General features: G+C 54.3%; 20 protein-coding genes and 2 rRNA genes (1 of these 22 only partly in view). 8 read left to right on the top strand and 14 right to left on the bottom strand.

What is annotated here, in order from left to right; translation table 11 throughout:
• Positions 1–41 precede the first annotated feature (41 nt).
• Positions 42–590, bottom strand: coding sequence for a hypothetical protein (locus ACWGKN_RS18835; RefSeq protein ID WP_035227158.1), 549 nt, complete (start codon positions 588–590; stop codon positions 42–44).
• 289 nt (positions 591–879) lie between these two features.
• Between ACWGKN_RS18835 and ACWGKN_RS18830 the strand changes: the two genes are divergently transcribed.
• The 3 genes from ACWGKN_RS18830 (at position 880) to ACWGKN_RS18820 (ending at position 5,507) form a co-directional block, all read left to right on the top strand.
• Positions 880–2,601: an FG-GAP-like repeat-containing protein gene (locus ACWGKN_RS18830; RefSeq protein WP_452095788.1), complete on the top strand. Its 1,722-nt coding sequence runs from the start codon at positions 880–882 to the stop codon at positions 2,599–2,601.
• A 195-nt stretch (positions 2,602–2,796) separates the two neighbouring features.
• The gene (locus ACWGKN_RS18825; protein WP_035227162.1) at positions 2,797–4,017 is read left to right on the top strand and encodes a hypothetical protein; all 1,221 of its coding nucleotides are present in this window, start codon (positions 2,797–2,799) and stop codon (positions 4,015–4,017) included.
• Positions 4,018–4,103: 86 nt separating this feature from the next.
• Positions 4,104–5,507 (top strand): MFS transporter, encoded by a 1,404-nt coding sequence (locus ACWGKN_RS18820; protein WP_452095787.1) that lies wholly within the window; start codon positions 4,104–4,106, stop codon positions 5,505–5,507.
• On the opposite strand, the gene ACWGKN_RS18815 is transcribed toward ACWGKN_RS18820, so the two are convergent.
• The gene (locus ACWGKN_RS18815) at positions 5,493–7,340 is read right to left on the bottom strand and encodes a response regulator (RefSeq protein WP_452095786.1); all 1,848 of its coding nucleotides are present in this window, start codon (positions 7,338–7,340) and stop codon (positions 5,493–5,495) included. The two genes, ACWGKN_RS18820 and ACWGKN_RS18815, sit on opposite strands and share 15 nt — an antisense overlap.
• Positions 7,341–7,582: 242 nt before the next feature.
• Between ACWGKN_RS18815 and ACWGKN_RS18810 the strand changes: the two genes are divergently transcribed.
• The 3 genes from ACWGKN_RS18810 to ACWGKN_RS18800 all read left to right on the top strand — a co-directional run bounded on the left by ACWGKN_RS18810 (position 7,583) and on the right by ACWGKN_RS18800 (position 11,720).
• The gene (locus ACWGKN_RS18810) at positions 7,583–9,550 is read left to right on the top strand and encodes an ATP-dependent DNA helicase (protein ID WP_424254199.1); all 1,968 of its coding nucleotides are present in this window, start codon (positions 7,583–7,585) and stop codon (positions 9,548–9,550) included.
• Between the two features lie 28 nt (positions 9,551–9,578).
• On the top strand, positions 9,579–10,577 hold the full coding sequence (locus ACWGKN_RS18805; RefSeq protein ID WP_424254201.1) for a polyprenyl synthetase family protein: 999 nt from the start codon (positions 9,579–9,581) through the stop codon (positions 10,575–10,577).
• A 183-nt stretch (positions 10,578–10,760) separates the two neighbouring features.
• A complete protein-coding gene (locus ACWGKN_RS18800) occupies positions 10,761–11,720 on the top strand; it encodes a Gfo/Idh/MocA family protein (protein WP_452095785.1) in 960 nt (319 codons plus the stop codon).
• Here the strand turns inward: ACWGKN_RS18800 and ACWGKN_RS18795 are convergent.
• The 3 genes from ACWGKN_RS18795 to ACWGKN_RS18785 all read right to left on the bottom strand — a co-directional run bounded on the left by ACWGKN_RS18795 (position 11,714) and on the right by ACWGKN_RS18785 (position 13,219).
• Positions 11,714–12,088, bottom strand: a complete 375-nt coding sequence (locus ACWGKN_RS18795) for a diacylglycerol kinase (protein WP_452095784.1) — start codon at positions 12,086–12,088, stop codon at positions 11,714–11,716. The two genes, ACWGKN_RS18800 and ACWGKN_RS18795, sit on opposite strands and share 7 nt — an antisense overlap.
• 120 nt (positions 12,089–12,208) lie before the next feature.
• Positions 12,209–13,021 carry a PEP-CTERM sorting domain-containing protein gene (locus tag ACWGKN_RS18790; RefSeq protein ID WP_452095783.1) on the bottom strand — a complete coding sequence of 271 codons (813 nt, stop codon included), beginning with the start codon at positions 13,019–13,021 and terminating at the stop codon, positions 12,209–12,211.
• Positions 13,022–13,042: 21 nt separating this feature from the next.
• Positions 13,043–13,219, bottom strand: coding sequence for a hypothetical protein (locus tag ACWGKN_RS18785; protein WP_424254209.1), 177 nt, complete (start codon positions 13,217–13,219; stop codon positions 13,043–13,045).
• Between the two features lie 931 nt (positions 13,220–14,150).
• Here ACWGKN_RS18785 and ACWGKN_RS18780 point away from each other — a divergent pair.
• Complete coding sequence (locus ACWGKN_RS18780) at positions 14,151–14,420, top strand: hypothetical protein (protein WP_452095782.1); 270 nt, start codon at positions 14,151–14,153, stop codon at positions 14,418–14,420.
• 52 nt (positions 14,421–14,472) lie between these two features.
• A complete protein-coding gene (locus tag ACWGKN_RS18775) occupies positions 14,473–16,434 on the top strand; it encodes an asparagine synthase-related protein (protein WP_452095781.1) in 1,962 nt (653 codons plus the stop codon).
• Here the strand turns inward: ACWGKN_RS18775 and ACWGKN_RS18770 are convergent.
• The 9 genes from ACWGKN_RS18770 to ACWGKN_RS18730 all read right to left on the bottom strand — a co-directional run.
• Positions 16,423–16,863 carry a lasso peptide biosynthesis B2 protein gene (locus ACWGKN_RS18770; RefSeq protein WP_424254215.1) on the bottom strand — a complete coding sequence of 147 codons (441 nt, stop codon included), beginning with the start codon at positions 16,861–16,863 and terminating at the stop codon, positions 16,423–16,425. The genes ACWGKN_RS18775 and ACWGKN_RS18770 overlap by 12 nt on opposite strands.
• On the bottom strand, positions 16,863–17,153 hold the full coding sequence (locus tag ACWGKN_RS18765; protein WP_424254217.1) for a lasso peptide biosynthesis PqqD family chaperone: 291 nt from the start codon (positions 17,151–17,153) through the stop codon (positions 16,863–16,865). Before ACWGKN_RS18765 ends, ACWGKN_RS18770 begins: the two co-directional genes overlap by 1 nt.
• Positions 17,154–17,215: 62 nt before the next feature.
• Entirely contained in the window at positions 17,216–18,505 is a 1,290-nt protein-coding gene (locus tag ACWGKN_RS18760) for an IMP cyclohydrolase (RefSeq protein WP_452095780.1), read from the bottom strand.
• A gap of 102 nt (positions 18,506–18,607) precedes the next feature.
• Positions 18,608–19,651: a bifunctional UDP-N-acetylglucosamine diphosphorylase/glucosamine-1-phosphate N-acetyltransferase GlmU gene (locus tag ACWGKN_RS18755; RefSeq protein ID WP_452095779.1), complete on the bottom strand. Its 1,044-nt coding sequence runs from the start codon at positions 19,649–19,651 to the stop codon at positions 18,608–18,610.
• Between the two features lie 69 nt (positions 19,652–19,720).
• Positions 19,721–21,397, bottom strand: a complete 1,677-nt coding sequence (locus ACWGKN_RS18750) for an ABC transporter ATP-binding protein (RefSeq protein ID WP_452095778.1) — start codon at positions 21,395–21,397, stop codon at positions 19,721–19,723.
• Between the two features lie 159 nt (positions 21,398–21,556).
• On the bottom strand, positions 21,557–22,204 hold the full coding sequence (locus tag ACWGKN_RS18745; protein WP_035233889.1) for an L-fuculose-phosphate aldolase: 648 nt from the start codon (positions 22,202–22,204) through the stop codon (positions 21,557–21,559).
• 4 nt (positions 22,205–22,208) lie between these two features.
• Complete coding sequence (mtnA, locus tag ACWGKN_RS18740; protein ID WP_052160342.1) at positions 22,209–23,360, bottom strand: S-methyl-5-thioribose-1-phosphate isomerase; 1,152 nt, start codon at positions 23,358–23,360, stop codon at positions 22,209–22,211.
• A 212-nt stretch (positions 23,361–23,572) separates the two neighbouring features.
• Positions 23,573–23,689 (bottom strand): 5S ribosomal RNA (gene rrf, locus ACWGKN_RS18735).
• A 118-nt stretch (positions 23,690–23,807) separates the two neighbouring features.
• Positions 23,808–25,736: ribosomal RNA gene (locus ACWGKN_RS18730) — 23S ribosomal RNA — on the bottom strand (it continues 1,014 nt past the right edge of the window).

Raw genomic sequence — 25,736 nt, 5'->3', positions numbered from 1 at the left:
TCAGGGAGAGGCTCGTAATGACAGTCGTGGCTGCGGCCTGCTCAGAAACTCATTGTCAGTTGATTGCTGATCATGATGATGCTTTCAACATCGGTATAGGCGTTCCGTTCCTTGAAAATATCACCGGTATCCATATAACCGAAATGCATTTCATATTGCAGATTGCCGAACATCCTGTAGATCACGCCGAGATTTGCTTCCCAACTGGATTTGTTATCCGAGGTACTCGTCTCCCAGCTGTTTTTCGTGACACCCACGACACCCTGGATGGCAAGTTTTGACAGAGGCGAGAATTCGGCGGCGATTGCAAAGCCATTGGCTGAGCCCCTTTCGTCGGATGTCCCAAGAGTCACATCTCTGAACTGGTCGGCGCCGAGAACATCATCCTTGGTACTGGATATAAGAAGTGGTCGATATCTGGTTGAATTTATAGGCGAAAAATCCTGAAAGTCGGCCGCCGACCCAAGGTTGTAGGTTGTAACCTTATACAAACTGTGGGTGGGCGACTCTTCCGCCTGTAGATATGGCGCTACCAACATCAGAAAGGCAAGAGTGCAGAGCACCTGGAACGAAAATTTCATCTTCTTCATATTTAGCAGGTCAACATAGTCCGCTCATGGGACCGCATGGTACAAATTATTATACTCTGAATATGCGTTGTTTAGCGATGAAAGTCAAGGTTAAATTATGGCTGGCTTCGTTTGCTGAGGGTTGTTTCGAAAAATGGCCAATAACAGCTGGATGTGGATGATCTGTAGGATTTGCCGAGTTGATGACCTGTTGCGGGAGACTGGAAAGTGCGATATAGGTAGCCTGTCACATAACAAAAGGTGTGAGGCGAGGTTAGCGACGAATGAACAACGAAAACAGGTGATTTGTATGCTGAATAGATTGTTGGGAATTGTGGTTTGTGTGCTGATCCTTATTGGCGGTGGTTCGGCGGCTCTTGGTGAAGAACGGGTCGGAATTTCCCGGTTTCTATTTCTTCCCTTCGACAGCAGTTCCGCTGGAAAATATGCATACCTGGCCGATGGCGTTCATTCCATGCTGGCAAGCCGATTGGCAGCCAAGAGCGGGGTGAAGTTGGTTGATTCATCCGTTCATGAAATGGATCTGAAGCAACTGGAGGCGGCCGGGGTCGATAAGCAGAAGGCCGCCGCTGTGTTTACCAGGCTGCAGACAGATTTTCTCGTGTCCGGAGCCGTGTATGCTACCGATTCCCGCTTGAAGGTCCAGGTGGTAGTCACTTCGGCCGAGTCGACGGCAGAACCTCAGAGTTTCACGGCTGTGGCTGAAGGTGAAGATCATATCATCTCGGCAATCGGATCGCTTGCCGACAATATTGTCGACAAAGTGATCAATAGGCGACACCCCGAAACTATAAAGACGGTGGATGCGGAAGTTGAGGGGATGGCTGGATTCCAGACCGAGCATCCGGAGAAACAATACAAGAAAGGATTGTATGGCGGGGGAGCGATCGTCAGCAGCGAGGGGAGCGGTGTCAAGGTTACGGCGAAAGGGGTGAAGAGGAGTTCCACTATTCCAGTGGTCATTGTGGCCATGGATACCGGTGATCTAGATGGTGATGGTGAAGCCGAAATTGTCTTTGTTTCCAGTACCGAATTGCAGGTATTCAGATACAGCGGGGGGAAATTCCAGAAGATTGGGAGTCATACCTTCAAGCCCACCTTCAAAATACATGCTGTCAATACCGCAGATCTCGATCGGGATGGAAAGGCTGAGATTTATATCAGTGCGAACGAGCAATTCAGGGTCGCCTCGATGATTCTGCGATGGTCGGCTGCCGACGGTTTGACAGTACAGCAGGATAATATCGCCTGGTTCCTCAGGCCGCTTGATCTGCCTGGAGAAGGTTTGATCCTGGCGGGGCAGATGTCGAGCAACGATCCGGCACGGGGTTTTGTTGGGACGGGCATTTACAGACTCGAGAAAAAAGCGGACGGCAAAATTCATCGTGGCGCCAAATTGCCTGTTCCCGATCGGGTTAACCTGTTCGATTTCGTCTGGGCCGATATCGATGGCGACCGGACCAGCGAAATTGTGGCGATCGATCGGAATGAGAAGCTGTTGGTCTACGATGACCAGGGCAACCTGACCTGGGTCAGTGAAGGTAATTATGGCGGCAGCAGGAATTATTTCGGTCCGTCGAGAGCCGAAGGAGAGCGAGGCGGCGCAAACAGCGTCGCATCGGTATCCGCTGATGACAGGGATCTCGCCTTCATCCCGACAAGGCCGGTGGCCGGAGATATCGACGGCGATGGCCAGCAGGAGATAATCATCGGCAGGAACAAGAGAATGACGCCATTATTTTTTCGCAATTTCCGGGAATACGACGGGGGGAGCATCGCCTGCCTCGGCTGGCGCGACTCGGCTCTGAGCGAGATCTGGACTACCAATACCATCCCGGGATATATCAGTGATTACAGTTTTATCCTCGCCAAAGATGTCGGAGCGAGGACCGTAACCGAGGCGAATGCGCAACTGTTTGTCGGCCAAGTGCCGGACAGCACATTCCTTGGATTCCTTGCCGCACGAGAGAGCAAGATCTTGGTGTATGAAATCGAACTGCCGAAAAAGTGACCCGGGATGGGTATAAATTTTTAAACTTGTGGTAAAAAATACTTGACATGGAGAGGGATCAAGTATACAAAGAGATGAAGCTTTTTTCTCTTTCTGTTGGCGCAAAACGTGGCTGTTGTGCCGGTTCGAATGAGAAGGATTTTTCGTCAGCCCCAAATCAATGGGGGAAATACAAGAGATTAAGGAGAAAATGAGATGAAGAAATTGATTGTTGCCGCAGCCGGCCTGATGCTGGTAGGTGCCATGGTTTCAAACGCCTCGGCAGAGGCCGGTATGAGTTTCAAGGGCGACGCTCGTGCCCGTGGTCTGTACCGGGATAATTATTATTTTGGCGAACTGACTGATGCTGCCGGTAACAAATTGGACGATGATAAAAGTCAGTGGCAGTCCCGTGTCCGCGTGATCTTCCAGGGCGAGTCCAAGGGCGGCGCCTACGCCAACGCCCGGGTCCGCTTTGCCGATTCCTCGTGGGATGGGACCCAGAAGACCCGCGCCCTGGGCGAAGGTTCCAATATCTACACCGACTGGGCCTATGTCGGCACCCCGATGGGACCGCTCGCCGTCGAGGCCGGTCTCCTGCCCTGGAACCTCACTAAGTGGTCCCAGTGGGACCAGCGCGTTGATGGCCTCAACGTCAAGTATGTCAACGACATGACCACCGTCATGGCCTTCTATCAGAAGATGGACGAGTTTGACAACTCGGCCACCGATCCAGTGTATCGTAATGGTAAACAGATCGGAACGATGGATCTCGTGGACGACGATGACATGGATCGTTACGGTGTCTATGTCAATCAGAAGTTCGATGGCGGCTGGGGTGTGGTCGGTGCCGTCATGATGATGAATGACGACCAGGGTAAGGATGCCAGCGACCGTGACGGCGTTGCTGCTCTCGCCGAGGTCACCGGCACGATCGGCAACGTCGCCGTCCTCGCCGATGCCCATTGGCAGGAAGCTGACGTCGATCCATTGCTTTTTTCAAATGGTGACGATCCTTACGGCGGTTATCTCCAGGCCGTTGTCCCGGTCGGCGCCGTCAACCTGCTGGGCGGCGTTGGTACGACCCAGAACGGTTTCGTCGTTGACGGCGATTTTCAACAGTTCATCATGCTGAGTGATGACAGCAGCATCGCCACCGCATACGGTGTCGGTGCGTTTGGTGACACCAACTTCGTTCTCCTGTCGCCGAGCATGAAGGTTACCGAGCAGTTGACCCTGACCGGTGTTGCCTCGTATCTCGATATCGATGCTAATGACAGCTTTTCTGAAGCCGATTCCGCCTTTGAGCTTTCCGGTCGCGCTGCCTATGCGGTAACCGACGGTGCTACCCTGTCGGCTGAAGCCGGTTATCTTGACGTTGACGGTTTTGAAGAGCCGGCCATCGGTGCAGGTCTGATCCTCGTTATCGGTTTCTAATAACGATTTCAAGAGCCTGAAGTAGAACGTCCGAAGCGGACCTCCTTGCGGGGTCCGCTTTTTTATTGTCTGACTGGCAGGGAGTGATGGCAACGGTGAATCCCAGGCGATGGCCGTATTTTTTCATGGTGGCTGCCGGCGTCCTGATGTCGACGATGGACAGCAGCATGATCAATGTCGCCCTGCCCAGCATCATGCGTTCTTTCTCGACCTCGCTTCCGGCCACGCAACTGGTCGTTCTCGTCTATCTTTCGACTATCACCATCACCCTCGTCGTATGGGGACATCTCGCTGATATCTACGGCAGAGGAAAAACCTTTCTTGTCGGCATCCTGGTCTTTGCCGGTGCCGCTCTCGGTTGTTCATGTGCCGGTTCCCTCGCCCAACTGGTGGCCATGCGCAGTATTCAGGGCGCCGGGGCGGCGATGATGATGTCGTCGGGACCGGCAATCATCAAGATGGTATTCCCGCCCGATCAACTTGGCCGTGGCCTGGGACTCGTCGGTCTTGCCACGTCGTGTGGACTGATGAGCGGACCAGTGGTAAGCGGCTTGCTGATTCAATATTTTTCGTGGAGAGGAATATTCCTGGTGACATTGCCGCTGAGCCTGTCGATGTTCGTTGTCGGCAGATTTCAATTACGGCTCAATCAGGAGTCGCTGGTTGCAAGGCTCAACCGCAGTTACGATTGGAAAGGATTTTTTCTGTGGGCGGTGTCGATTCTGCTGTTTGTCAATTTGATCAGCTTTTATGAGATCATGTCGATCCGGATAATCGCACTCATGATTATCTGCCTTCTGCTCGTCTCGATCGCATTTGTCCTGGTGGAACGACGCGTTCAAGACCCGCTGATGCCCTGTATCCTTTTTCGGCGAAGGTACTTTTCAACTGCCTCGATTACAGCGGCTCTGTCGTTTACCGTGCTGTTCATCGTCATTCTCATCATACCCTTTTATCTCGATACCATCCTTCAACTGCCGGCGAATCGTATAGGCCTCGTCATGCTTGCCCTGCCATCCAGCCTTGTCATCGTTTCACCTCTGGCGGGGTGGCTCTATGATCACATCGGGGCGAGGATACTGACAACATCAGGATTGGCCGTATGCAGCCTGGCAATATTCTCAATGACACGATTCGATACACAAACACCGATCATCGAAATTCTCGTTAAATTGTCATTTCTTGGAGCAGGGCAGGCAATCTTTTTATCTCCGAACAGCGCTTCGATTCTCTCCAAGGTCGAGGAGCGATATACCGGCATTGCCTCGGGGATTCTCGCCACCGCCAGAAACCTCGGTATGCTGGTCGGGGTGGGATTGTCAGGGACCGTATTTTCGCTGGTTTTTGCGCGATACAGCGGCGGAGGTGATCTGCATGCCTTCCAGGCAGAGTACATCCCGCATTTCCTGGTCGCTCTTCAATGGACATTCTACCTGGCAGCGTCACTGTCAGCTGCCGGTTGCTTCCTTTCCAGCTTAAGGAATGGTTGACGAAATTAAAGGAAGGGTAACAACCGCGATCATCCCTCCGTCAGTGTTCGGCCTCAGTTGAAGGCTGCCCCTGTGCATGGTCAGGATTCGTTGGACGAGCGTCAACCCCATTCCGGTTCCGTATACCTTGGTGGTATAAAATGGATCGGTCGCATGCTGGAGTGCTGCCTCTGAGATGCCGAGGCCGGTATCGGTGATTGTGATCCGGCAAAATTCACCTTCTTCCACGGCCTTGACCGTCAGGGTTCCACCTTCAGGCATGGCCTCGATGGCATTGCGGATAAGGTGCAGCAGGGCCAGTTTGATGCGGGTGGCGTCGATTTGAACGGCGATGTTCTGGTCGGGGAGATCGAGTTCGAAGGTGATGTTGGCCTTTCTCATCATCAGGTAGAAGGCCATGAGACAACGACGGATCAACGGGTTGATCGGTTGACTGGCAAGCTCAAGCTTTTGGTCCTGGGCGAAACTCAATAGATCTTCAAGTATGGTCTCAATCTTCGAGGCTTCTTTAGTTATGATATTGAGAAAGTTAATCGTGTAGGGATCTTCACTCTTTCTGGCAAGAAGACGGGCAGTACCACCGATTGATGTGATTGGATTACGAATGGCATGGGCGAGTTGCGCCGACATATGGCCGATTGCCGAATATTTTTCCGCCTCGACCAGAAGATCCTTGCTGTGTTCGAGTTCCTGGCTGACGAGTTCCAGTTCGTCGATCTTCTGGAGCATGTCCTTGTAGAGGTGACTGTGTTCGATAGCCAAGCTTGCTTGGCTCGCGAATATTTCGAGTGAACTGATATCATCGCTGGTAATGGGTTTACCGGTAATGAAATTATCGACGATGATGACGCCGAGTGAGCGGCTGGGAGAATACAGGGGTATTATGACAAAGGTGTTTTCCTGGAGAAGGTCCAAGAGCTCCTCGGGGACTTGTGCTTCTTCAGCCTTCGCGGCGGTGACGAGAATGCTCTTGCGCAACCTGGCGGCCTTGATCAGAACGTGTTCATGCTCGGAGGATGGTATCTGTAATGAATGTACGATTCGGTTGACTTCGATATCCCTTTCTTGATATTCACTTCGCAAATGAGCTATGATGTCGGGTAGATGCAGGTCATGTTCCCTGATCGAGGTCCATACCCTGTCTGCGTCTTCACGATTGGAAGGACCGATGGCGATGCGTCCCTGGAGGAGATCGCCGCTTTCATTGAACAGAGCGAGGAAGGCGCGGTTGAACTGAAGTCCTTCCTCGGAAGTGATGCCGACCAGGATGGCCTGGAGGATTCCGGTGAGTTCGACCGTTCCGAGGTAGGCCGAGTTCATCTTCTGGTTGAGTTGGTGGAGGAATTGCATTCTGAAATTGGTCGCTTCGAGTTCCCGCTGGAAAATCCGGTTATCGATGGCCAATCGTCTTTTTTTCAGCGTGTTGTTGACGGTATAGTTGATTTGGTCCATGGTCACGGGTTTGGTCAGATAGTCGTCGGCTCCGCGTCGAAGGCAGTCCAGCGCTGTCTGCAGATCGAAAGACCCTGTTACCATGATTATACCCAGGTCGTGATGATTGGCGACGAGATCGTCGAGAATCACATTGCCGTCACTATCGGGGAGGCCGATATCAAGGAGAACCAGAGCTACCTTTTTGTGCTCGAGATGGGTATACAGTTCATGTGCTGAACTGGCCTGATACACGGTGAGACCCTGTTTTGTGAGGTAATGGTTGAGGAGGAGGATAATTTCCGGCGAATCATCGACAATGACGACACACTCGTCGGGATCGAGGAGGGCGGCAGTCGGTAATGAGGTGCGTGTGTCTTGGTGTGAAAGCAGCTCAACCATGGATGGGTGTGGGTGCCGAATTCAATGCCGTGGATTCAGGGACCGGTTCGAGTTCCTGCCGGGCAATTTTTCAAAAATATCCGTTCAAACAGAGGTCACATATCTCTTTTATGACAGGTCTATCTGAAAATGAAAAGAAAAAATGAAACCCGTGAGACCCGCGGTACTCTAAAGGATTTATTCGGAATCCGGAAGGGGTGGATAGCCGTTGTTTTTTTGATTGGCGTTGACAGAGGCGATGAATGAGGGACATATTCGCAGAGAATGGTGTGCTGGCGAGTCAGTTGGCACATTTCGAGGCCCGTTCAGGCCAACTTTCCATGGCCGAGGCGGTGGCCGACCTGCTCCAAGGCGACCAGGAGGATATTTCTCTTCATCCGGCCAGGGTGCTGGTTGTCGAGGCCGAAACCGGGATCGGCAAGACCCTGGCCTACCTGATTCCTGCGATCCTGTCCAGCAGGAAGATTGTTATCTCGACTGCAACCTTGAATCTTCAGGATCAGATCCTCAACAAGGAGATACCGCTGATAGAAAAGGTGCTGGACCAGCAGGTCCCGGTCCTGTGCGTCAAGGGCCGGCAGAATTACCTCTGTCATTATCGCTGGTTCCAGTATCGAGCTGCAATGCAGATGTCGCTGCTTGACGATCCGGATGGAGACAGGATCGAGAAATGGCTGGAGGACACCACGACCGGTGACCGGTCCGAGCTGGCCTGGCTTCCCGACCGGTCGGCGTTGTGGCCGAAGATCTCGGCCCAGTCGAGTCAGTGCCTGGGGGGGGATTGCCCGGAATCGGCATTTTGTTTCATCAACCGGTTGCGGAGAAAAGCGGGATCGGTTCGTTTGCTCATCGTCAACCATCATCTGTTTTTCTCCGATCTGGCCCTGCGCAGTTCCGGATTCGGCGAGGTACTGCCACGCTATGAAGGGGTGATCTTCGATGAGGCCCACCATATCGAAAATGTGGCAACACAGTTTTTCGGACGGACTTTCAGTCAGTATCAACTCCTCGACCTGTTTGCCGACCTCGAGCGACAGGCCGAACTGGATCTTGACCCGGCTGCGGTCGATGTCCTGCGTGGAATGGTGCAGGGCCTGTCTCAGCGGTTGGATCATTTCCTCCGTCTTTTCCCCGAAGATCGGGGCCGGTTTCATCTCGACGCCCTGGTTGAGCGGATCTCGGATGCCGCCTGGCGAAGCGAGATTGATCAGTTGTCGCTGGCCCTCGAGCGCCTGCAGGCGCTGGTCGCAGCCCATGACGGCCGCGGCGAGGGTTGGGGCAGTTTCGACAAACGGGTTTCGGAACTGAAGGAGAACCTGCAGCAGATCGCCCTGCCGGCAGAGACAGGGTCGGTCAGGTATGTGCATTGGTATGAACGCCGGGAGCGGACGATCAGCCTTTCGGCAACCCCTGTCGAAATCGCCGGCCATCTTCGCGACCATCTGTATGGGGCGGTCCGATTCTGCGTCATGACCTCCGCCACCCTTTCTTCCGGAGGATCGTTTGCTTATGTCAAAGACCGGCTCGGGCTCGATGACCAGGCTGAATTTTTACGATTCAATTCTCCTTTCGATTATCGGGAACGAACCCTGCTCTACATTCCTGAAACGAGCTTTCCTGAACCGACCTTCCGCGAATATCAGGAAAGGACCTGCGAACGAGTACTCGATATCCTCCGGATCAGTCGCGGCAGGGCTCTGGTCCTCTTCACCAGTTTGAAGGCGATGGACTTGGTGGCGGATTTCCTTGACGGCCGTCTGAGCTATCCTGTACTTGTACAGGGCAGGGCTTCCAGGCAGAATCTGCTCGACACCTTTCGCAATACGACCGATTCGGTCCTCCTGGCTGTCGCCAGCTTCTGGGAGGGAGTCGATGTCGCCGGTGAGTCATTGAGCTGCGTGATCATCGACAAACTGCCGTTCGAGGTTCCATCCGATCCGGTTCTTCAGGCCAGGATACGGACTATCAGTGATAATGGCGGCAACCCATTCTTTGATCTTCAGGTGCCTCGGGCCATCCTCAGCCTGCGGCAGGGGGCGGGCCGGTTAATGCGATCGGCAACCGACCGGGGAGTGATCGCTATCCTCGATGTTCGTCTCTTCTCCAAAGGATATGGTCGAATATTTCTCAAAAGTCTCCCGCCTTCCCCGGTAGTACGGACCCTGCAGGAGTTGTCGAGGTTTTTCGGTACTGAAGGCCGGGTTGTATGATCAATGCTGCAATTGGAGTGATATGACGATGTCGGCGACTGAAATGGTGATGGAAACGATCCGCAGCGAATCACGGCTGGTGGATGTGGCCATGCGGGACGATCTGGAACGGTTGGCGCCGGAGGTTGACGGTCTTCTGCTCGAGATTCTCCAGTACTGTCTGTTCAATGGCGGCAAACGGATTCGCCCCTTGCTCGTGGTGCTTGCGGCGCGTATCTGCGGCCGATGCGGTCCCGAGATCTACCGGCTGGCCCGGGCCTTCGAATACCTGCATGCGGCGACCTTGATGCATGACGATGTGATCGACGATGCCGATACCCGGAGGGGAAAGCCGGCGGTACATATCCGATTCGGTACGGTCGCGGCCATCCTCACCGGCGACTTTCTCCATGCCAGATCGATGGCCATCATCGGCTCCCTGGCGGGAACCGAGTCCCTGAACGTCTTTTCCGGGGCAGCCGGGAAGATGGTTGACGGTGAGTTTCTGCAGATGCGCAATGCCGCCTGCTTCAATCTTTCGGAAGAGGACTACCAGCAGGCTATCCTGGGAAAAACCGGCATCCTCATTTCAGCAGCCTGTGAAGTGGGTGCCTTATGGGCTGAGGCGGGCAACAAAGAGCGGGCGGCCCTGCGGGATTACGGCATCTATCTCGGCTGCGCCTTCCAGATGATCGATGACCTGCTGGATTACCAGGGAGACCGGGGAAAGACCGGCAAAAAAGTGGGGAACGATCTTGCCGAGGGAAAAATGACTCTGCCGCTGATCCTTACGGTGCAGCACGCTGACAGGCAGGATCGCGATCGCCTGCAGGCAATCGTCGGCGATGAAACCGGGCGGCGGCAGGGACTGGAAGAGGTCTGCGGGCTGATCGCGAAATACGATGGATTCACGATGACCCGGACCAGGGCGGAACAGATGGGGGCATTGGCCCTGGCGCAGCTCGATATCTTTCCGGACGAGACCTGTGCGCAGGAGAAGGCCGTACTGCAAGGCCTGGTAAACTTTGTTCTCAAGAGGGAAAAATGAGAATGAAGATGGTGTTTACGGAAAGACGGAAAACCTCGGTGGCCTGGAGATGGCTGCCAGGCTGCCCGGAATATGCTCTGTTAGGTGTGCAGGGCGCGATGGCATGTCGGTGGTAACCGGGCATAACCCCGGATTGGGATAAGAGCGGGCGTGAAGTAAGCAAGACCGCCGGATGAGGGATGGATGAAGAATATCGCCATACTTGGAACGGGGCGGCACGGCAGCCGATATGCCGGACATATCGTTCGCGATATCGAGGGGATGGAACTGGCCGGGATATGGCGGCGTTCCGAGGAAGGAAAAAACCAGGCACGGCAATGGTCGACCACCTACTACCCGGATTGGCGGGAGATGATCGCCTCATCCGGTGTCGATGCGGTCGTCGGGATCGTTCCACCGGCTCTGAATCCAGCCATCGCCGCCGCCTGCGCCCGTGCCGGCAAGCCGCTGCTGCTCGAAAAACCGCTGGCCCGCAACGTGGTCGAGGCCCGGGCCATCGTCGCTTCGCTTGCCGCGGCCGGCGTCCCGCTGACCGTCGGCCAGACCCTGCGCTATAATCCGGTGATCGGGGAGTTGCAGCGGCAGCTGCCGGAGTTGGGGCCGCTGCATTCGTTTGCGGTCAACCAGCGGCTGGAGCCGTCGACGCTGGACTGGCATGATGACCGGGAAACGGCCGGGTCCGGAGTGCTCTTCCACACGGCGGTCCATGTGTTCGATGCCCTGCGGCTGATCACCGGCCTGAAGGTCCGGCGGGTCATGGCCCACGGCCGGCTGGTCCATGCGGCGGTCCTCGAGGATCTGGTACTGATCGTCGCCGAACTGGAGGATGGGGTGATCGGGACGGTCGATGTCAGCAAGGTCGGCCGGGCCAGGACCGGCCGCTACGAGTTCATCTGCCAGGACGGTCAGCTGCATGGCGAGCAGATCCATGCCGCTGTCGAGGTGATCCGGGGCAACGTCGTGCAGACAAGGCGGGAGTTCATTCAGACACCCACCGTGCTGCACCTGTTGCGGGATTGGCTGACCTTCCTGGAGGGAAACGGCGTCAACCCGGTGACCGGGGAAGAAGGGCTCTACGCCGTCCAGGTCTGCGAGGCGTGCCTCGTCTCGATGCAGGAAGGGCGATGGATCGAGGTTCAGTAGGGGAAGAAGATGTCGGCGAATGCCGTCAGCCAGAGGACCAGGGCGAGAAGGAGCGAGAACAGGACGGCGGCGCTGCCCATGTCCTTGGCCCTCTTGGCATAGATGTTGTAATCCGGGGAGACCAGATCGACCACCGACTCGATGGCCGAGTTGAGCAGCTCGACGATCAGCACCATGGTGTTGACGGCCAGCAACAGGCATTTGAACACCAGGGTGAAGGGGAGGAAATAGAGCAGCGGCAGGAGCAGGACATAGAGCAGCGACTCCTGGCGGAAGGCCGCCTCATGCCTGAAGGCGGCGCCAATGCCGTCGGCGGAGTAGGAGAAGGCGGCGAAGATGCGGGCGATTCCGGTTTTGTTGGCTTTCATGTCTCGGGCAGATCGTTGGGTTGGCGGTTCCGGCTCCAATCCGGATGTTGTTGAAGGGGCAAAAAAAAAGGTTGGAGACCGAATCTCCAACCTTTTACCCGCTTTGCGGCAATTACGCATTTATTTTCTTTTTCTTCGACCGATGCCGGCCAATCCGCCAAGACCGGTACCGAAGAGCAGCATGGTGGCCGGTTCGGGGACTGGGGTGCTCCCCTCGATGATATCGTTGGCGCAGGTCATCGCCCATCTCAAGCCGAGGTCATCGGTACCGAGATTCAAAAGGCTTGTCCCGATGGTGAAATGAAGACCGGTACCAGAGCCATCGCTGAATACGGACCAGCTGCCGGTTGCCAATGGAGTTTTTGCCAATAGAGTTTCAGATTGAGTATCATAGTAGAAGGTATTGAACTGAACCTCCTGTCCGGCTCGGTATACACTCGACCCGGTATTCTCCGCCAAAATATACTCAGATGTACTGGTTATGGCATACAGGCTGGCTATCCCTTCAGTGGCGGTCCCGCTGTGGTTGGCGAGGACCAGGGCGAACTCCCAGAATTCACCGTTGCCATAGTAATCCTCTGTGGTGTCGCCGTACGGGTTCCAACCGTTGTTGCTCAGAAACAGGTCGCCGTATTCGATATTCTCATCGAAAGCCACCTTATTTACATAATTGGTGTAGACGTCTATCGTCGTGATGGTGGTCCCGATGTTTACCACCATCTTCTGGATATCATAAGGGGCGCCGCCACTGATGATATCTCGTGATTCAGAGTAAAGTGTCGGAATGTCATCATATGGAGGTTGAGGTTCATCTATTAGTGTGTAAATACCGCCTATATAGTTGTCATCGATGGTAGTTCCCCATCCAGTGCCGGCCGACGCCAATCCACAAGCACCTGCGAATAAACAGATGATGATATGCGATCTCTTCATTTCTCTTTCCTCCTTCTGCAATCAGCTGACCTTGGGTCGTGCGGTGTACGGTGCATCGCCATCACCCTGGGGGGCGCCGGGGGCGCCGTTGGTCTCTGAAATGTTCAACATCCGTAAAGTGGGTGTTGTCCAAACCTGTTTTCTTGATTCAAGTTCGGATGAATCGGTCGCTTTCTGGGATATCTGAATATCAGTCATGCTGACCTCCGGATAAAAAATAGTTGGTGTTGTGCTGGCTTATGTTAAGCAATATCGATGCCGAAAATTTAAAAATCCTCATATTTTCCTGCTATGATCGATTTTGACAGGATCTTCTCAACTTAACATAAATGAAATACAATAATAGTATTATGTTTTGTGCATGAATGGATTAAAATCAATAATAAGTTACCTGATATATTGGTAATCTGATACATCGTCCCCAGGCCGAGCGTTGAATCGCATCGTGATGACTTTTTTCCCCTGTGCGAGAATGACAACCGAAAAAAATACCTACTGTTACAGCTGTTATGGGTTGAATATCCGGTCGTATTTCCGTTTGCCCGAATTGCCGGAAAAAAAGTTCGAAAACCCGGATGTCGTCATTGCCCCTGGCCAGGCCAAGGATAAATATACTGCTGAACATGTTCCGGAAGGATTGCATTTTGATGCAATCGACTGTTTTGTTTTCAAGATGGATTCCGGTACGTTATTTCAGGTATCGGGTGGGAGGTTCATCACCGTCCAGTTTCCGAACCATTCCCGGGTCGGATTTCCGGATCTCCGTTTATACATGCTCAGCCCGGTATTCAATGCCCTTCTCCACCAGCGTGGAATCCTGTTGTTACATGCAGGCGTTCTCTGCCGGAATGCACGGTCCATCGCAATCGCCGGGGAATCCGGCATTGGGAAGTCGACCATCGGTGCCGAACTCTGTCTGGGAAGAGGATACTCATTTGTTTCAGACGATGTCTGTGCCATCGATGATATCGATGGATCCCGGATACGGGTCCTGCCTTCAGTACCGCGACTGAAAATGCTTCCCGACACGATGCTCAGGTTGGGCCTGGATAGTCGGGAATGTGAGTCGATTGATGAGAGCAAGGGGAAATTTTCCGTTCCGGTAAAAGATCGTCTCGCAACTGGAGATGTGTATCTGGAGGCGGTTTTTGTTCTCTCCGTCAATGACCATCACCATATCGAGGTAACCTCCCTGAAGGGTGTCGAGAAGGTGGAGGCGTTGCTCAAGAACCTGATCTGGATTGAATATCTTCGATGGATGGGAAATCAGGAAGCTCTGTTCGCCAGGTGCAACGCCATCTGCAGCGATATCGAGATCTATCGACTGAGTTTCGATAAGAGAATTCATTCCCCCCGACTACTCGCTGATGAGATCGAAAAATCCTGGAATCTGGCCTGATGGTTCGACAGGCTGATCAAATCCTACGTGTTATCAATCTATTCGCAGCATTGTGAAAAATTACCGAGGTATCAAATCGTTTGATAATTTTTCCCTCTCCGCCGAGAGAGTCGACGGATGGCTTTCGTTAACCGATCCGCGATATCCGGGCGGCGATGCCTTCGAAATTGTTGATTGCCTGGCGGTCTCGTTATCGGCAACCTGTAATGAAAAAACTGGGAAAGTGGGGAGAACGGGCATATCCAGGCGACAGGGGTATTTCCTCTGCGGTTCAGCTCAACTGTTCAATCGTGAAGCTTTATGTCAAGCCCTCCAGATTGAGCGGGCAAAAGCGGTCCAGCTTTGCGATATCGATCTGGTGCTGGAAAGCTTTGTTCAATGGGGGGTTGATTCTTTTCGCCGTCTGGCCGGCAATTTTTCCTGTGCGATATGGGATAAAAGAGAGAAGGTTCTTTTCGCGGTTGTTGATCACCTTGGTGTGTATTCATTCTACTACCGCATCATCAAAGGAGAATATTTTGGTTTTTCGAATCGGCTCCGGAATGTAACACGGTTGGATAAAGTCCGTATTGACGATGAGTATTTGCTCGCATATCTGCTCAACTGCTACCAGGATAGCGGCAAAACGGTTTATCGGGATATTTCGGCGCTCCCTCCCGGTTGCTATTTGACGTTACGGAAAGAGTCGATTGAGGTTCAGCGATACTGGCAACCGGCGGTTAACGACGCCTCGCTGCCTAAGAGGGCTGTTGGAGAATCGGGTGATGCGGCGAGAGATCTCATCATCGAGGCCGTCGCCGATCGGGTGTCGCCGAACCAGACAAACGGCATCCTCCTTAGCGGCGGCCTCGATTCATCGGCAATCGGTTGTATCGCCAATTCTATTTTGAAGCAATCAGGCTCCAGGCTGGTTGCTTTTTCGAAGGTTCACGGAGCGGGATCGAATGGCAAGGAGCGAGACGAGCGGGATTTTATCCGCACGGTCGCAGAGTGGGAAGAGATCCTCGTTGAATTTGTCTCGGAAGTTGCTTTCACAGGAAAGAAACTATTGCATGAATATTTTCGTTCCCAATCCTGTTTTCCCCTCAACCCTTTTATATTCCTCAGCCGTCCTCTCTATCAAAGGGCGGCGGAGGGATGTACAACTCTTTTTACCGGTTTTGGGGGGGACGAGACGTTATCAACCGAGGGATTGAATAGTCTGCCGTTATTGTTGAAGCAATTTTGCTGGCGAGATTTTCTTGAAAACCTCGGCGGGGTGGCAAAACGATATAATCTTCCTCCGGTCCAGATTTTCAAGCGATTTGTCTTGAGACCGATGTTGCCGGATGTCTGTCTCCGATTCCACCGGAGAATACGGGGACTGGACGAAGATCGATCTCTGGGAAATGGCTTCATACACAAACAGATCCTCTCCAGCCCGTTCGCATCTCATCTGCTCACCAGCAAATACGGATATATATCCGATGATTTTCTCGATCCGAGACAGGAGTTGTGCAGCAGGTTGTCGGCGAGTTATTTCCGGCCGTTTTTTGATCTCAGTGAATACCTCGACGATATCTTCGGGGTTACACAGGTTTTCCCTTTTCTGGATATACGAATAATCGAGTTCATGCTCTCGGTGCATCCTCGAGAATTTTTGAAGGAAGGGATGACGCGATCGGTCCTGAGACGGTCTATTGCCGGATTTGTCCCGGATGAAATCCGACTCAGAAAGGACAAGATCCCTTTCAATGTTGGGGTGCCGTTTGCCCGATGCCTGGTCGAAAGTCGACCCCTGTTCGAGGAAATCTTCCACAGTACACAATCGTCGGTCTGGCAATTGATCGATCGAGATCTCTTGGGGAAAAAATTCGCGGAACTTCAGCGGAACGATGGGACAACGGATGCTGGAAGGGACAACAGGATGGCGCTGGAGATCGGCAGATGCATGAATGTGGCCGCATTCTGTCAGTGGCACGAGGTCAGATCTTTCCGGCCGGCCGGTGCTGATGAGGATGGGTCAGAGGTATGACACAATTTCACGATAATTATCCTGACCGTTCCGTCCGGTGACGATGATACTGCCACTTCTGAGCCAGGCATGCGCCAACAGGCCGTTTCCTTCAATTGCCGCCCCGATCGAAAGCAGACATTCCTGGTGGTTTTGATGCAGCAGTATCCTGGCAGTCAAGGCCTGGGCGAAGCATCGAGGCTGAATGGCCTGCGGCAACGGGGGGGATTTGCTGATGACCCAGGCGACTGTCTGGGCATATGCCGACTCGGAATCTGTCGGAGATTTCAGCAGTTCCCTTTTGCTGGGGCGAAGTTTAAATATGTGTAAGAGATACTTGAAAGGAATCAATTGTACACTGCATTGGCAGATGGGAAGAAGTAGCAATGCCTTGAAATAGATCTTCTGAACTGAAAACGGTAATCTGATGAATGTGATGATTCTTCTCATTATTTTACATCGATCAGATGCTCCGACAAGAGTTCAGCCAGAAATGATACTACTTCAGCCATGCATTGTTCTCGTTCAATATCATATTCCTGCACCAGAATGTCGATGATCCGACCGATCGAAATGGGTGAACTCAGCAAATCCCATATACGACTTCCGGTTGATACCATTCCATAGTACCTGCTTTTTTCCATGCCAAGGAGGATGGTCTCGCTGTCTACCTTGCTTGAAAGTATGCCGGCAGAACGTACAATTATACTAGTGGTGGATAAAGATTCTTGTGTATTCATCTTTGATTACACTTTGAAGCGGAAGCATGGGATCTGTCCTCTTCAGCGAAGCTGATTTGATGTCAGTGTTTGAACGACCTCTGGCCGGTAAACATCATCGCCACCTGCGGCTCTGCCTCGTTGCAGGCCTCGATGGTCTCGAAGTCCCGCATCGAGCCGCCGGCCTGCAGGATCGCCGACACCCCCTGCCTGATGCCGACATCGGCGCCATCACGGAAGGGGAAGAAGGCGTCGGAGATCATCACCGAGCCGGGGATGCCCCCCTTGTCCCGCTGCACCTGGATATCGATCGCCTCTTTCTCCGCCTTGTTCCGTTTCCCCCTGCTGACGGCCAGTTCCAGATCGGCATAGGGGATGCCGTAGGTATCGAAACAAAGGATGTCGGCATACTTGATATAGGCCTTGTGGACGGCGATCTCGGCTACGCCGACTCGATCCTGCTCCCCGGTGCCGATCCCGACGGTACAACCGTCCTTGACATAGAGGACGGAGTTGGAGGTGACTCCGTGCTCCACCGCCCAGCCGAAGAGCATATCGTTGATCTCCCTCTCGGTCGGCTGCCGGTCGCAACGGTATTCCCGGCCCTGCCAAGTGGCGACGGCCGGTTTCAGATCGGCCGGGGTGCGGATGGAGTTGACCGCCGACTGCTGGACGATGATGCCGCCATCGATCAGGCTCTTGAAATCGACAAAGCGGAATCGCTCAAAGGCGGCGAGGCGATCGATCGCCGCTATCCGGATGATGCGCAGGTTCTTGCTTTTTTTGAGGATATCCAGGGTTCCCGCCTCGAAATCCGGGGCGCAGACCACCTCGAGATAATTGGCAGCCAGCAGTTCCGCAGTGTCTTTGTCGCAGGCCCGGCTCATGACCACAGCCCCGCCGAAGGCCGCGATCCGGTCGCAACGGTTGGCCCGGTCGAAGGCATGGGCCAGCGTTTCGCCGTAGGCGGCGCCGCAGGGATTGTTGTGTTTGAGGATGACGGCGGCCGGCCGGTCCATCAGGTACTTCAGGATGTTGAGGCCGTTGTCGATATCGGTCAGGTTGATCTTGCCCGGGTGCTTGCCCACCTGGAGCATGTCCTCGACCGTGATCGCCGAGACGAGGCCGTTGCCCGGTTCGATGAAGGAGCAGTCCCCGAGAACCAGATTGCCGTTGACCAGTTCGTACAGGGCTGCCTGCTGATCGGGGTTTTCTCCATAGCGCACCCCTCTCTCGTCGACTGAGCCATCCTCTTGCCGAATTTTCCAGGTCTTCTTGCGGTAGACCAGGGTCTGGCCGTCGAAGGAGATGGTCATCTCCATCGGGAAATGATCGCCGAGTATCGTTGAATACATCGATTTCAGGTTGCTCATATCTCATTCTCCGCTATCGATTATCAGGTAGTGTGGGATGTGCCTCCGATCAGCACCAGGGGAACCTCGTGTCGGGGGCTGCAGTCGTATCAAAGACAGGTTTCACGTGCATGGTGTGGGTTCTTCCGGTCCCGATATCGTCGTATGCGGGGCGATAACGGCCCGTGTCGCTTGTCTGCAATCGGATAGGCAACTGTAGGCGCCGACCCGCACCTCGTCTTCCAGCAGGCAGTTGTCGAGAATGACGCCTGTGTCGATGCGGCAGTATCTGCCGATCCGGGTTGCGCCACGGATCTGCGTGCCGGCCTGCAGGACGGTGTCCTCGCCGATGACGGCCTCGAACGAGACAAAGGTCGTTTCCGGGCTCAGCATCGTCACTCCCTGCAGCATGAGATCCCGATTGCGTCTCGACTGTAGTTCCCGATGGGCTTCGGCAAGCTCGACCCGAGAATTGACGCCCAGCACATCACCCGGGTGAGGGGCGGTGAATCCATGGACACTGTGGCCGTCAGCGACAGCATGGGAGATTATATCGGTAAGGTATACCTCTCCCTGGCTGTTGTCGGTTCCGACCCGATGCAGGGCGTGGAACAGGAACCGACTGTCGGCGAGGTAGATGCCGGCATTGATTTCCCGGATCGCCCTCTGCTCGGCCGTCGCGTCCTTTTCCTCGACGATGCCGATGATCGTGCCGTCGGCTCCATGGAGAATCCGCCCATAGTTGGTCGGGTCGTCGAGGATCGTGGTCATCAGGGTGACGGTGGCCCCGTTGCCCTGGTGGGCGTTGTACATGTCGACCAGGGTCCGCGGCCGGATCAGCGGGGTGTCGCCGCAGAGAATCAGCACGGTCCAGTTCCCGCCGGCCAGCGATTGTTCAGCGGCCAGAACCGCATCTCCTGTCCCCCGCTGCTGTTGCTGTACAACGCAATCGACTTTGAAGCCGGTCAATGTTGCCTCGACCGCCTCTCGCTGGTGGCCGACTATCACCAGTGTCCGATCCGGCTGCAGCGGGGCGATAGCCTGGAGGACGTGGTGGAGCATCGGCACCGCCATGACTTCATGGAGCACTTTGGCCCGATTTGATTTCATCCGGGTGCCTTTGCCGGCAGCCAGGACAATTGCGACAAGTGGGTTTGCTCGAACCATCGGCACTCAGTCGTCCTTGGAAATTCCCTGCGAATGGAATTGAATCAATTATTTTTTGAACATACAACTTTACCTGATAGGTTCGAGAGGCGTCAAGCGGCCATTTTCCAGGTGCAGGATGCGATCGGCCAGTTCAAGGCTGGCGGGACGATGGGTGATCAGGATGACTGTGCGGTTGGCGAAGAGTTCCCGGTTGTCTTTGACGAAGCTCTCTTCACCTTCAGGATCGAACATGGCTGTGGCCTCGTCGAGGATGAGGATCGCCGGGTCCTTGATGAGGGCGCGGGCGAGGGAGAGCCGTTGTTTCTGTCCCCCCGATAATTTGACACCCTGGTCGCCTATCAGGGTATCGAACCCGTGGGGCAGCGCTTCGATGAAAGAGAGGGCATGCGACGCCCGCGCCGCGCGAATGACGGAAGCGTCATCTGCCTGATAGCGGCCGAAAAGGATATTGTCCATGACACTGCTGTTGACCAGCAGCACCTGCTGCTGGACCAGGCCAATCTGCGAACGCAGACTGTCAAGGCGGACATCCGCGATATCATGGCCATCGATCGAGATCGCTCCCTTGTCAGGGGCGGCGAATCGCATCAGGAGATGGGCGATGGTGCTTTTTCCCGCTCCGTTGGCACCGGTTATCGCGACAGTTTCGCCAGCATTGATCGTGAAATCGAGATGTGTGAACAGCTCTGTATTGCCGGGGTAGGAAAAGGCGACTCCGGCAAAGCGGATTTCTCCACGAACCGGCGGCAACGGTTTTCCTCCGGCATACTGTTCAGCTTCGGCAGAGAAAACTGAGACCAGTCGTTCAGCGGCAGTCAAGGCCCGCTGTGTTTGACCATACATATCGGCCAGCCGGCTGACCGGTTGCGTAAGCAGCATGCCGTAGAGTATGAGACTGACGATGTCGCCCGTACGCAGTTGTCCTGAGGCGATATCGTCGCTGACGATCCACAGGATGAAGAGGATGATCGCCATAGAAATCAGTTTGACGAGCGGAGTGAGTCGGGCCTGATGCTGCAGATATCTGGCTGAAAGACGGGCCAGTTCAGTGTTGCTGTCCTGAAACCGTCGGGATTCGACATCTTCTCGGGTAAAGGATTTGATGATCGGGAGCGTGGTGAGATTTTCCTGGGCGATCGAAAAGGTATCGGCATACTGGGTAATATATTGCCGAGTGAGTGGTCGGATGCCCCGGCCAAGGATTTTAGTTGTCAGATAGAAGATCGGGATGAGCAGGCCGGCGAGTGCGGCGATCTGTGGGCTGATCAGAAGGATGCAGCCCAGGCTCGATAAGGCGATGACGATATGGGGAACCAGGGGAACCAGGCTGACTGTGAGAAAACTGCTGAGAATGGCGGCATCGTTGGAGAGCAGTGACAGGATTTCGCCCTGCTTGCGACCATGATAAAAAGCGAGCGGCAGCGACTGCAGGTGATCGTAGAGCCGTGTCCGCAAGCGGGCAAGCATTCGTTCGGTTGTTGCCCCGGCCAGAGAGCGGTTGAGATAGACGAACAGACCCTGGACCGTCAGCAGGACGAACCAGACGAGTAATATCTGTTGGTAGGAAAAGGGTGGAGGGGCCGTGGGGCGATCGAGGAGCAACTTTGTGAATTGGCCGGCAAGCCATGGGATAACCAGGGCCACGGCGTTTTCAATCAGCAACAGCACTGCAAGCAGCAACAAAGCCTTTTTGGGCGGCGTCAGTATGGCAAAGATCTGCCTGTATTGATGAAGCGCCTTCATGCTCTGGTTCGCCCCCCGTTCAGGAGTGTAATGTAATGCTGGATTTCCGGAGAGTTCCGGTTACAACGGAGGCAGGTCGTCGTCAAATGCTGGAGAAGATACAAGGATGGAAACGGTGGAATCTCAGCCCCAGGAGGTGTCATGCCGATTGTCGCCAGGCTACTTCTGGCCATAGGATTTGAACAGGATCGCCATCTTCTCCATCTCGGTATGATCGAGGATATTCGGCTGGCCGACACACCGGCTGCGCCAGTAGAGTTCGGCACAAAATTCGGTTTCGGCGGCGGTGGCGTAGGCGGCGGCCAGATCCGGACCAGCCGCGACGAGTCCATGGTTGGCCAGCAGGACGGCATGTCGATCCGTCATCGCCTCAAGAGCGTTTTCCGCTAAGGCGGCGCTACCGAACGTTGCATAACGACTGCAGCGGACATTCTCACCAGCCGGGGTCAGCATATAATGCACCGCCGGCAGGTCCCAACCAAGACAGCTGAGGACGGTGGAGAACGTTGAATGGGTATGGACGACGGCGGCGATATCGGCCCTGTTCTGATAGAGAACCCGATGAAGGGGTAGCTCGGATGAGGGTTTCCTCGTACCATCCTGCACTCGACCGTCGAGGTCGACGACGACTATGTCGTCGGGGGTCATCTTCAGGTAGTCCAGTCCACTGGGGCTGATGGCGACCAGTCCCGTTAAGCGGTCAAGCAGGCTCAGATTGCCGCTGGTTCCCCGAATCAGTCGGTCTTCGATCAATTTTCTGCCGAAGCGGCAGATTAATCGGCGTTCTTGTTCCAGCAGAAGGGTCATGAGATCAAAATCGAAAGTGGTTGGAACTGTGGGGCACAGTCGCGCGATGCTCCGGAAAAAGGGACAATATGCCATCCTCGGAGGCCGGGCAGATTCCTCGCTCGGTGATCAAGCCGGTGACAAGTCTCGCCGGAGTGACGTCAAAGGCGTAATTGGCGGCTGTGCTTTTCTCCGGAGTAATCAGAACCGAGATGATTTCGTTCTCTGCCAACCCTTCAATATACCGGACTTCATCCCCGTCCCGTTGTTCAATGGGAATATCTTTCACTCCATCGCGTACCGTCCAGTCGAAGGTTGAAGAGGGAAGGGCGACGTAGAAGGGGATGTCGTTGTCCTTTGCGGCAAGGGCCTTGAGGTAGGTCCCGATCTTGTTGGCGACGTCTCCAGTGAAGGTGGTGCGGTCGGATCCGGTAATCACCATGTCGACCTTTCCATGCTGCATGAGATGGCCGCCGGCGTTATCGACGATAATCGTGTGTGGGATTCCCTGTTGTCCGAGTTCCCAGGCAGTCAGGCTGGCACCCTGGTTTCGCGGTCGGGTCTCGTCGACCCAGACGTGAACATCAACTCCCTGCTCGAAAGCCGCATAGATCGGAGAGGTTGCGGTACCATAGTCGACAAAGGCGAGCCAACCGGCATTGCAATGGGTGAGAATGTTGACTGTTGCTCCAGCCTTCCTTTCGCTGATCTCAGCAATGATTTCAGCCCCATGGTGACCGATGCGGCGGCAGAAATCGGCATCCTCATCGGCGATGGCGCGGGCGGAATCCAGGCATATCCTGATCTTGTCCTCGACTGTAGTGCCGGATGCCGCAATGGCGGCGAGAACTCGATGTACGGCCCAACTCAGATTGACGGCGGTTGGTCGGGTGGAAATCAACATTTCGGCCGAACTGGCCATATCACCCAAGAAAGAATCGAGCGAGCTTTGATGTGCCGTAAGACTGGAAAGATACATTCCGAAGCCGGCCGCCGCCCCGATCAGACCGGCGCCACGGACATGCATCTCGGCAATCGCTCTGGCCATCTGTTCCGGTTCGGATAGGGATTCGACAATGAAGCGGTGGGGGAGATGGCGTTGGTCGATGATGTTGACTCTGCGCGTGTCTTCCTGATCCAGCCAGATTGTACGGTACGGTTTTCCTGCAACGTTCATGAGCGGATGCAATGGGAGCAAGTTGAGTATGTTGATATGACTGAAATCAGCTTGGAACCCATAAAGTTATACTGCACATTGATGTGTCGAGCACCAGAAAAGGTGCGAAGAAAAGGGGGAGGGCGGACCGGGGGGAGAGAACGAAGTGAAGGGATCGGGGGAAAAAAGAAGGGGCCCTGACGTCATCAACGTCAGGGCCCCCCGGGGCAAGGATTCGGCGGCGACCTACTCTCCCACATAGTCTCCCATGCAGTACCATCGGCGCTGAAGAGCTTAACTTCCGTGTTCGGAATGGGAACGGGTGGAACCTCTTCGCTATGACCACCGAAAATCTCGGTGGAGTCCGGTACCGTCCGCTAGCCCGGGGCAGGGGAGACGGAGCCGTCCTCTATGATAAAATCGATAATTGAATAGTAGATCAGTCAGTAGCGTTGCAATCAGAAAAATATGGATAAGCCGCACGGCCGATTAGTATCGGTAAGCTCCATGTGTTGCCACACTTCCACACCCGACCTATCAACGTTGTAGTCTCCAACGAGCCTTCAGATGGTTTACACCATGGGATATCTCATCTTGGAGTGGGTTTCCCGCTTAGATGCTTTCAGCGGTTATCCCTTCCGAACTTAGCTACCCAGCGATGCCCCTGGCGGAACAACTGGTACACCATAGGTTCGTCCATCCCGGTCCTCTCGTACTAGGGAAAGATCTCCTCAAATATCCTGCGCCCGCAACAGATAAGGACCAAACTGTCTCACGACGTTTTAAACCCAGCTCACGTACCACTTTAATTGGCGAACAGCCAAACCCTTGGGACCTGCTCCAGCCCCAGGATGTGATGAGCCGACATCGAGGTGCCAAACCTCCCCGTCGATATGGACTCTTGGGGGAGATAAGCCTGTTATCCCCGGAGTACCTTTTATCCGTTGAGCGACGACCCTTCCATGCGGAATCGCCGGATCACTAAGACCTACTTTCGTACCTGCTCGAGATGTCTCTCTCGCAGTCAAGCTCCCTTATGCCTTTACACTCTACGGCTGGTTTCCAATCAGCCTGAGGGAACCATCGCGCGCCTCCGTTACTCTTTGGGAGGCGACCGCCCCAGTCAAACTACCCACCAGACAATGTCCTGGATCCGGATAACGGACCGCAGTTAGATTCCTAAGGCAACAAGGGTGGTATTTCAAGGGTGGCTCCATGAACACTGGCGTGCCCACTTCAAAGCCTCCCACCTATCCTACACATGTTGCCTCAAAAACCAATGCCAAGCTATAGTAAAGGTTCACGGGGTCTTTCTGTCTTGTTGCGGGTAACCGGCATCTTCACCGGTGCTACAGTTTCGCTGAGTCTCTGGTTGAGACAGTGGGGAAATCGTTACGCCATTCGTGCAGGTCGGAACTTACCCGACAAGGAATTTCGCTACCTTAGGACCGTTATAGTTACGGCCGCCGTTTACCGGGGCTTCGGTTCGATGCTTCGCTTGCGCTGACATGTCCCCTTAACCTTCCGGCACCGGGCAGGCGTCAGACCCTATACTTCGTCTTTCGACTTCGCAGAGTCCTGTGTTTTTAGTAAACAGTCGCTCCCCCCATTTCACTGCAACCTGCTTAGGCTTCGTTAGTAAATAACTACACCCCGCAGGCACACCTTCTCCCGAAGTTACGGTGCTATTTTGCCGAGTTCCTTAACCAGAGTTCTCTCAAGCGCCTTGGTATTCTCTACCAGCCCACCTGTGTCGGTTTACGGTACGGTCGCACGTACAACTAGATACGAGGCTTTTCCTGGAAGCATGGACCCAGCCACTTTATTGTCTGAAAGACATCGTCGTCACGCCTCGGTGTTATCAAGGACCCGGATTTGCCAAAGTCCTCCACCTACACGCTTGAACCGGGACAACCAACGCCCGGATGGCCTTACCTTCTTCGTCCCCCCTTACCATAACATTGTACACACGGTACAGGAATATTAACCTGTTTCCCATCGACTACGCTTCTCAGCCTCGCCTTAGGGGCCGACTAACCCTGAGCAGATTAACTTGACTACAGGAAACCTTAGGCTTTCGGCGACAAGGTTTCTCACCTTGTTTATCGCTACTCGTGTCAACATAAGCTCTTGTGGAACCTCCAGCACTCCTTTCGGTGTACCTTCTCAGGCGGCCACAATATTCTCCTACCATCGAAATAAATTTCGATCCGTAGCTTCGGTACTATGCTTAGCCCCGTTGAATTTTAGGCGCGGTATCACTAGACCAGTGAGCTATTACGCTATCTTTGAAGGGTTGCTGCTTCTAAGCCAACCTCCTGGTTGTATCCGCAATTCCACATCCTTTCCCACTTAGCATAGATTTCGGGACCTTAGCTGACGGTCTGGGCTCTTTCC

Source organism: Desulfoprunum sp. (assembly GCF_053613775.1).
This window is presented reverse-complemented; position numbering and strand designations above follow the sequence as displayed.

What these genes read in the sequence shown, in the direction of transcription:
- ACWGKN_RS18835 (WP_035227158.1), bottom strand. Translation starts at nt 590, where the DNA reads ATGAAGAAGATGAAATTTTCGTTCCAGGTGCTCTGCACTCTTGCCTTT.
- ACWGKN_RS18760 (WP_452095780.1), bottom strand. Translation starts at nt 18,505, where the DNA reads ATGAGCAACCTGAAATCGATGTATTCAACGATACTCGGCGATCATTTC.
- ACWGKN_RS18825 (WP_035227162.1), top strand. Translation starts at nt 2,797, where the DNA reads ATGAAGAAATTGATTGTTGCCGCAGCCGGCCTGATGCTGGTAGGTGCC.
- ACWGKN_RS18820 (WP_452095787.1), top strand. Translation starts at nt 4,104, where the DNA reads ATGGCAACGGTGAATCCCAGGCGATGGCCGTATTTTTTCATGGTGGCT.
- ACWGKN_RS18815 (WP_452095786.1), bottom strand. Translation starts at nt 7,340, where the DNA reads ATGGTTGAGCTGCTTTCACACCAAGACACACGCACCTCATTACCGACT.
- ACWGKN_RS18785 (WP_424254209.1), bottom strand. Translation starts at nt 13,219, where the DNA reads ATGACTGATATTCAGATATCCCAGAAAGCGACCGATTCATCCGAACTT.
- ACWGKN_RS18745 (WP_035233889.1), bottom strand. Translation starts at nt 22,204, where the DNA reads ATGACCCTTCTGCTGGAACAAGAACGCCGATTAATCTGCCGCTTCGGC.
- mtnA (WP_052160342.1), bottom strand. Translation starts at nt 23,360, where the DNA reads ATGAACGTTGCAGGAAAACCGTACCGTACAATCTGGCTGGATCAGGAA.
- ACWGKN_RS18830 (WP_452095788.1), top strand. Translation starts at nt 880, where the DNA reads ATGCTGAATAGATTGTTGGGAATTGTGGTTTGTGTGCTGATCCTTATT.
- ACWGKN_RS18755 (WP_452095779.1), bottom strand. Translation starts at nt 19,651, where the DNA reads ATGGTTCGAGCAAACCCACTTGTCGCAATTGTCCTGGCTGCCGGCAAA.
- ACWGKN_RS18805 (WP_424254201.1), top strand. Translation starts at nt 9,579, where the DNA reads ATGTCGGCGACTGAAATGGTGATGGAAACGATCCGCAGCGAATCACGG.
- ACWGKN_RS18750 (WP_452095778.1), bottom strand. Translation starts at nt 21,397, where the DNA reads ATGAAGGCGCTTCATCAATACAGGCAGATCTTTGCCATACTGACGCCG.
- ACWGKN_RS18790 (WP_452095783.1), bottom strand. Translation starts at nt 13,021, where the DNA reads ATGAAGAGATCGCATATCATCATCTGTTTATTCGCAGGTGCTTGTGGA.
- ACWGKN_RS18810 (WP_424254199.1), top strand. Translation starts at nt 7,583, where the DNA reads ATGAGGGACATATTCGCAGAGAATGGTGTGCTGGCGAGTCAGTTGGCA.
- ACWGKN_RS18765 (WP_424254217.1), bottom strand. Translation starts at nt 17,153, where the DNA reads ATGAATACACAAGAATCTTTATCCACCACTAGTATAATTGTACGTTCT.
- ACWGKN_RS18770 (WP_424254215.1), bottom strand. Translation starts at nt 16,863, where the DNA reads ATGAGAAGAATCATCACATTCATCAGATTACCGTTTTCAGTTCAGAAG.
- ACWGKN_RS18795 (WP_452095784.1), bottom strand. Translation starts at nt 12,088, where the DNA reads ATGAAAGCCAACAAAACCGGAATCGCCCGCATCTTCGCCGCCTTCTCC.
- ACWGKN_RS18800 (WP_452095785.1), top strand. Translation starts at nt 10,761, where the DNA reads ATGAAGAATATCGCCATACTTGGAACGGGGCGGCACGGCAGCCGATAT.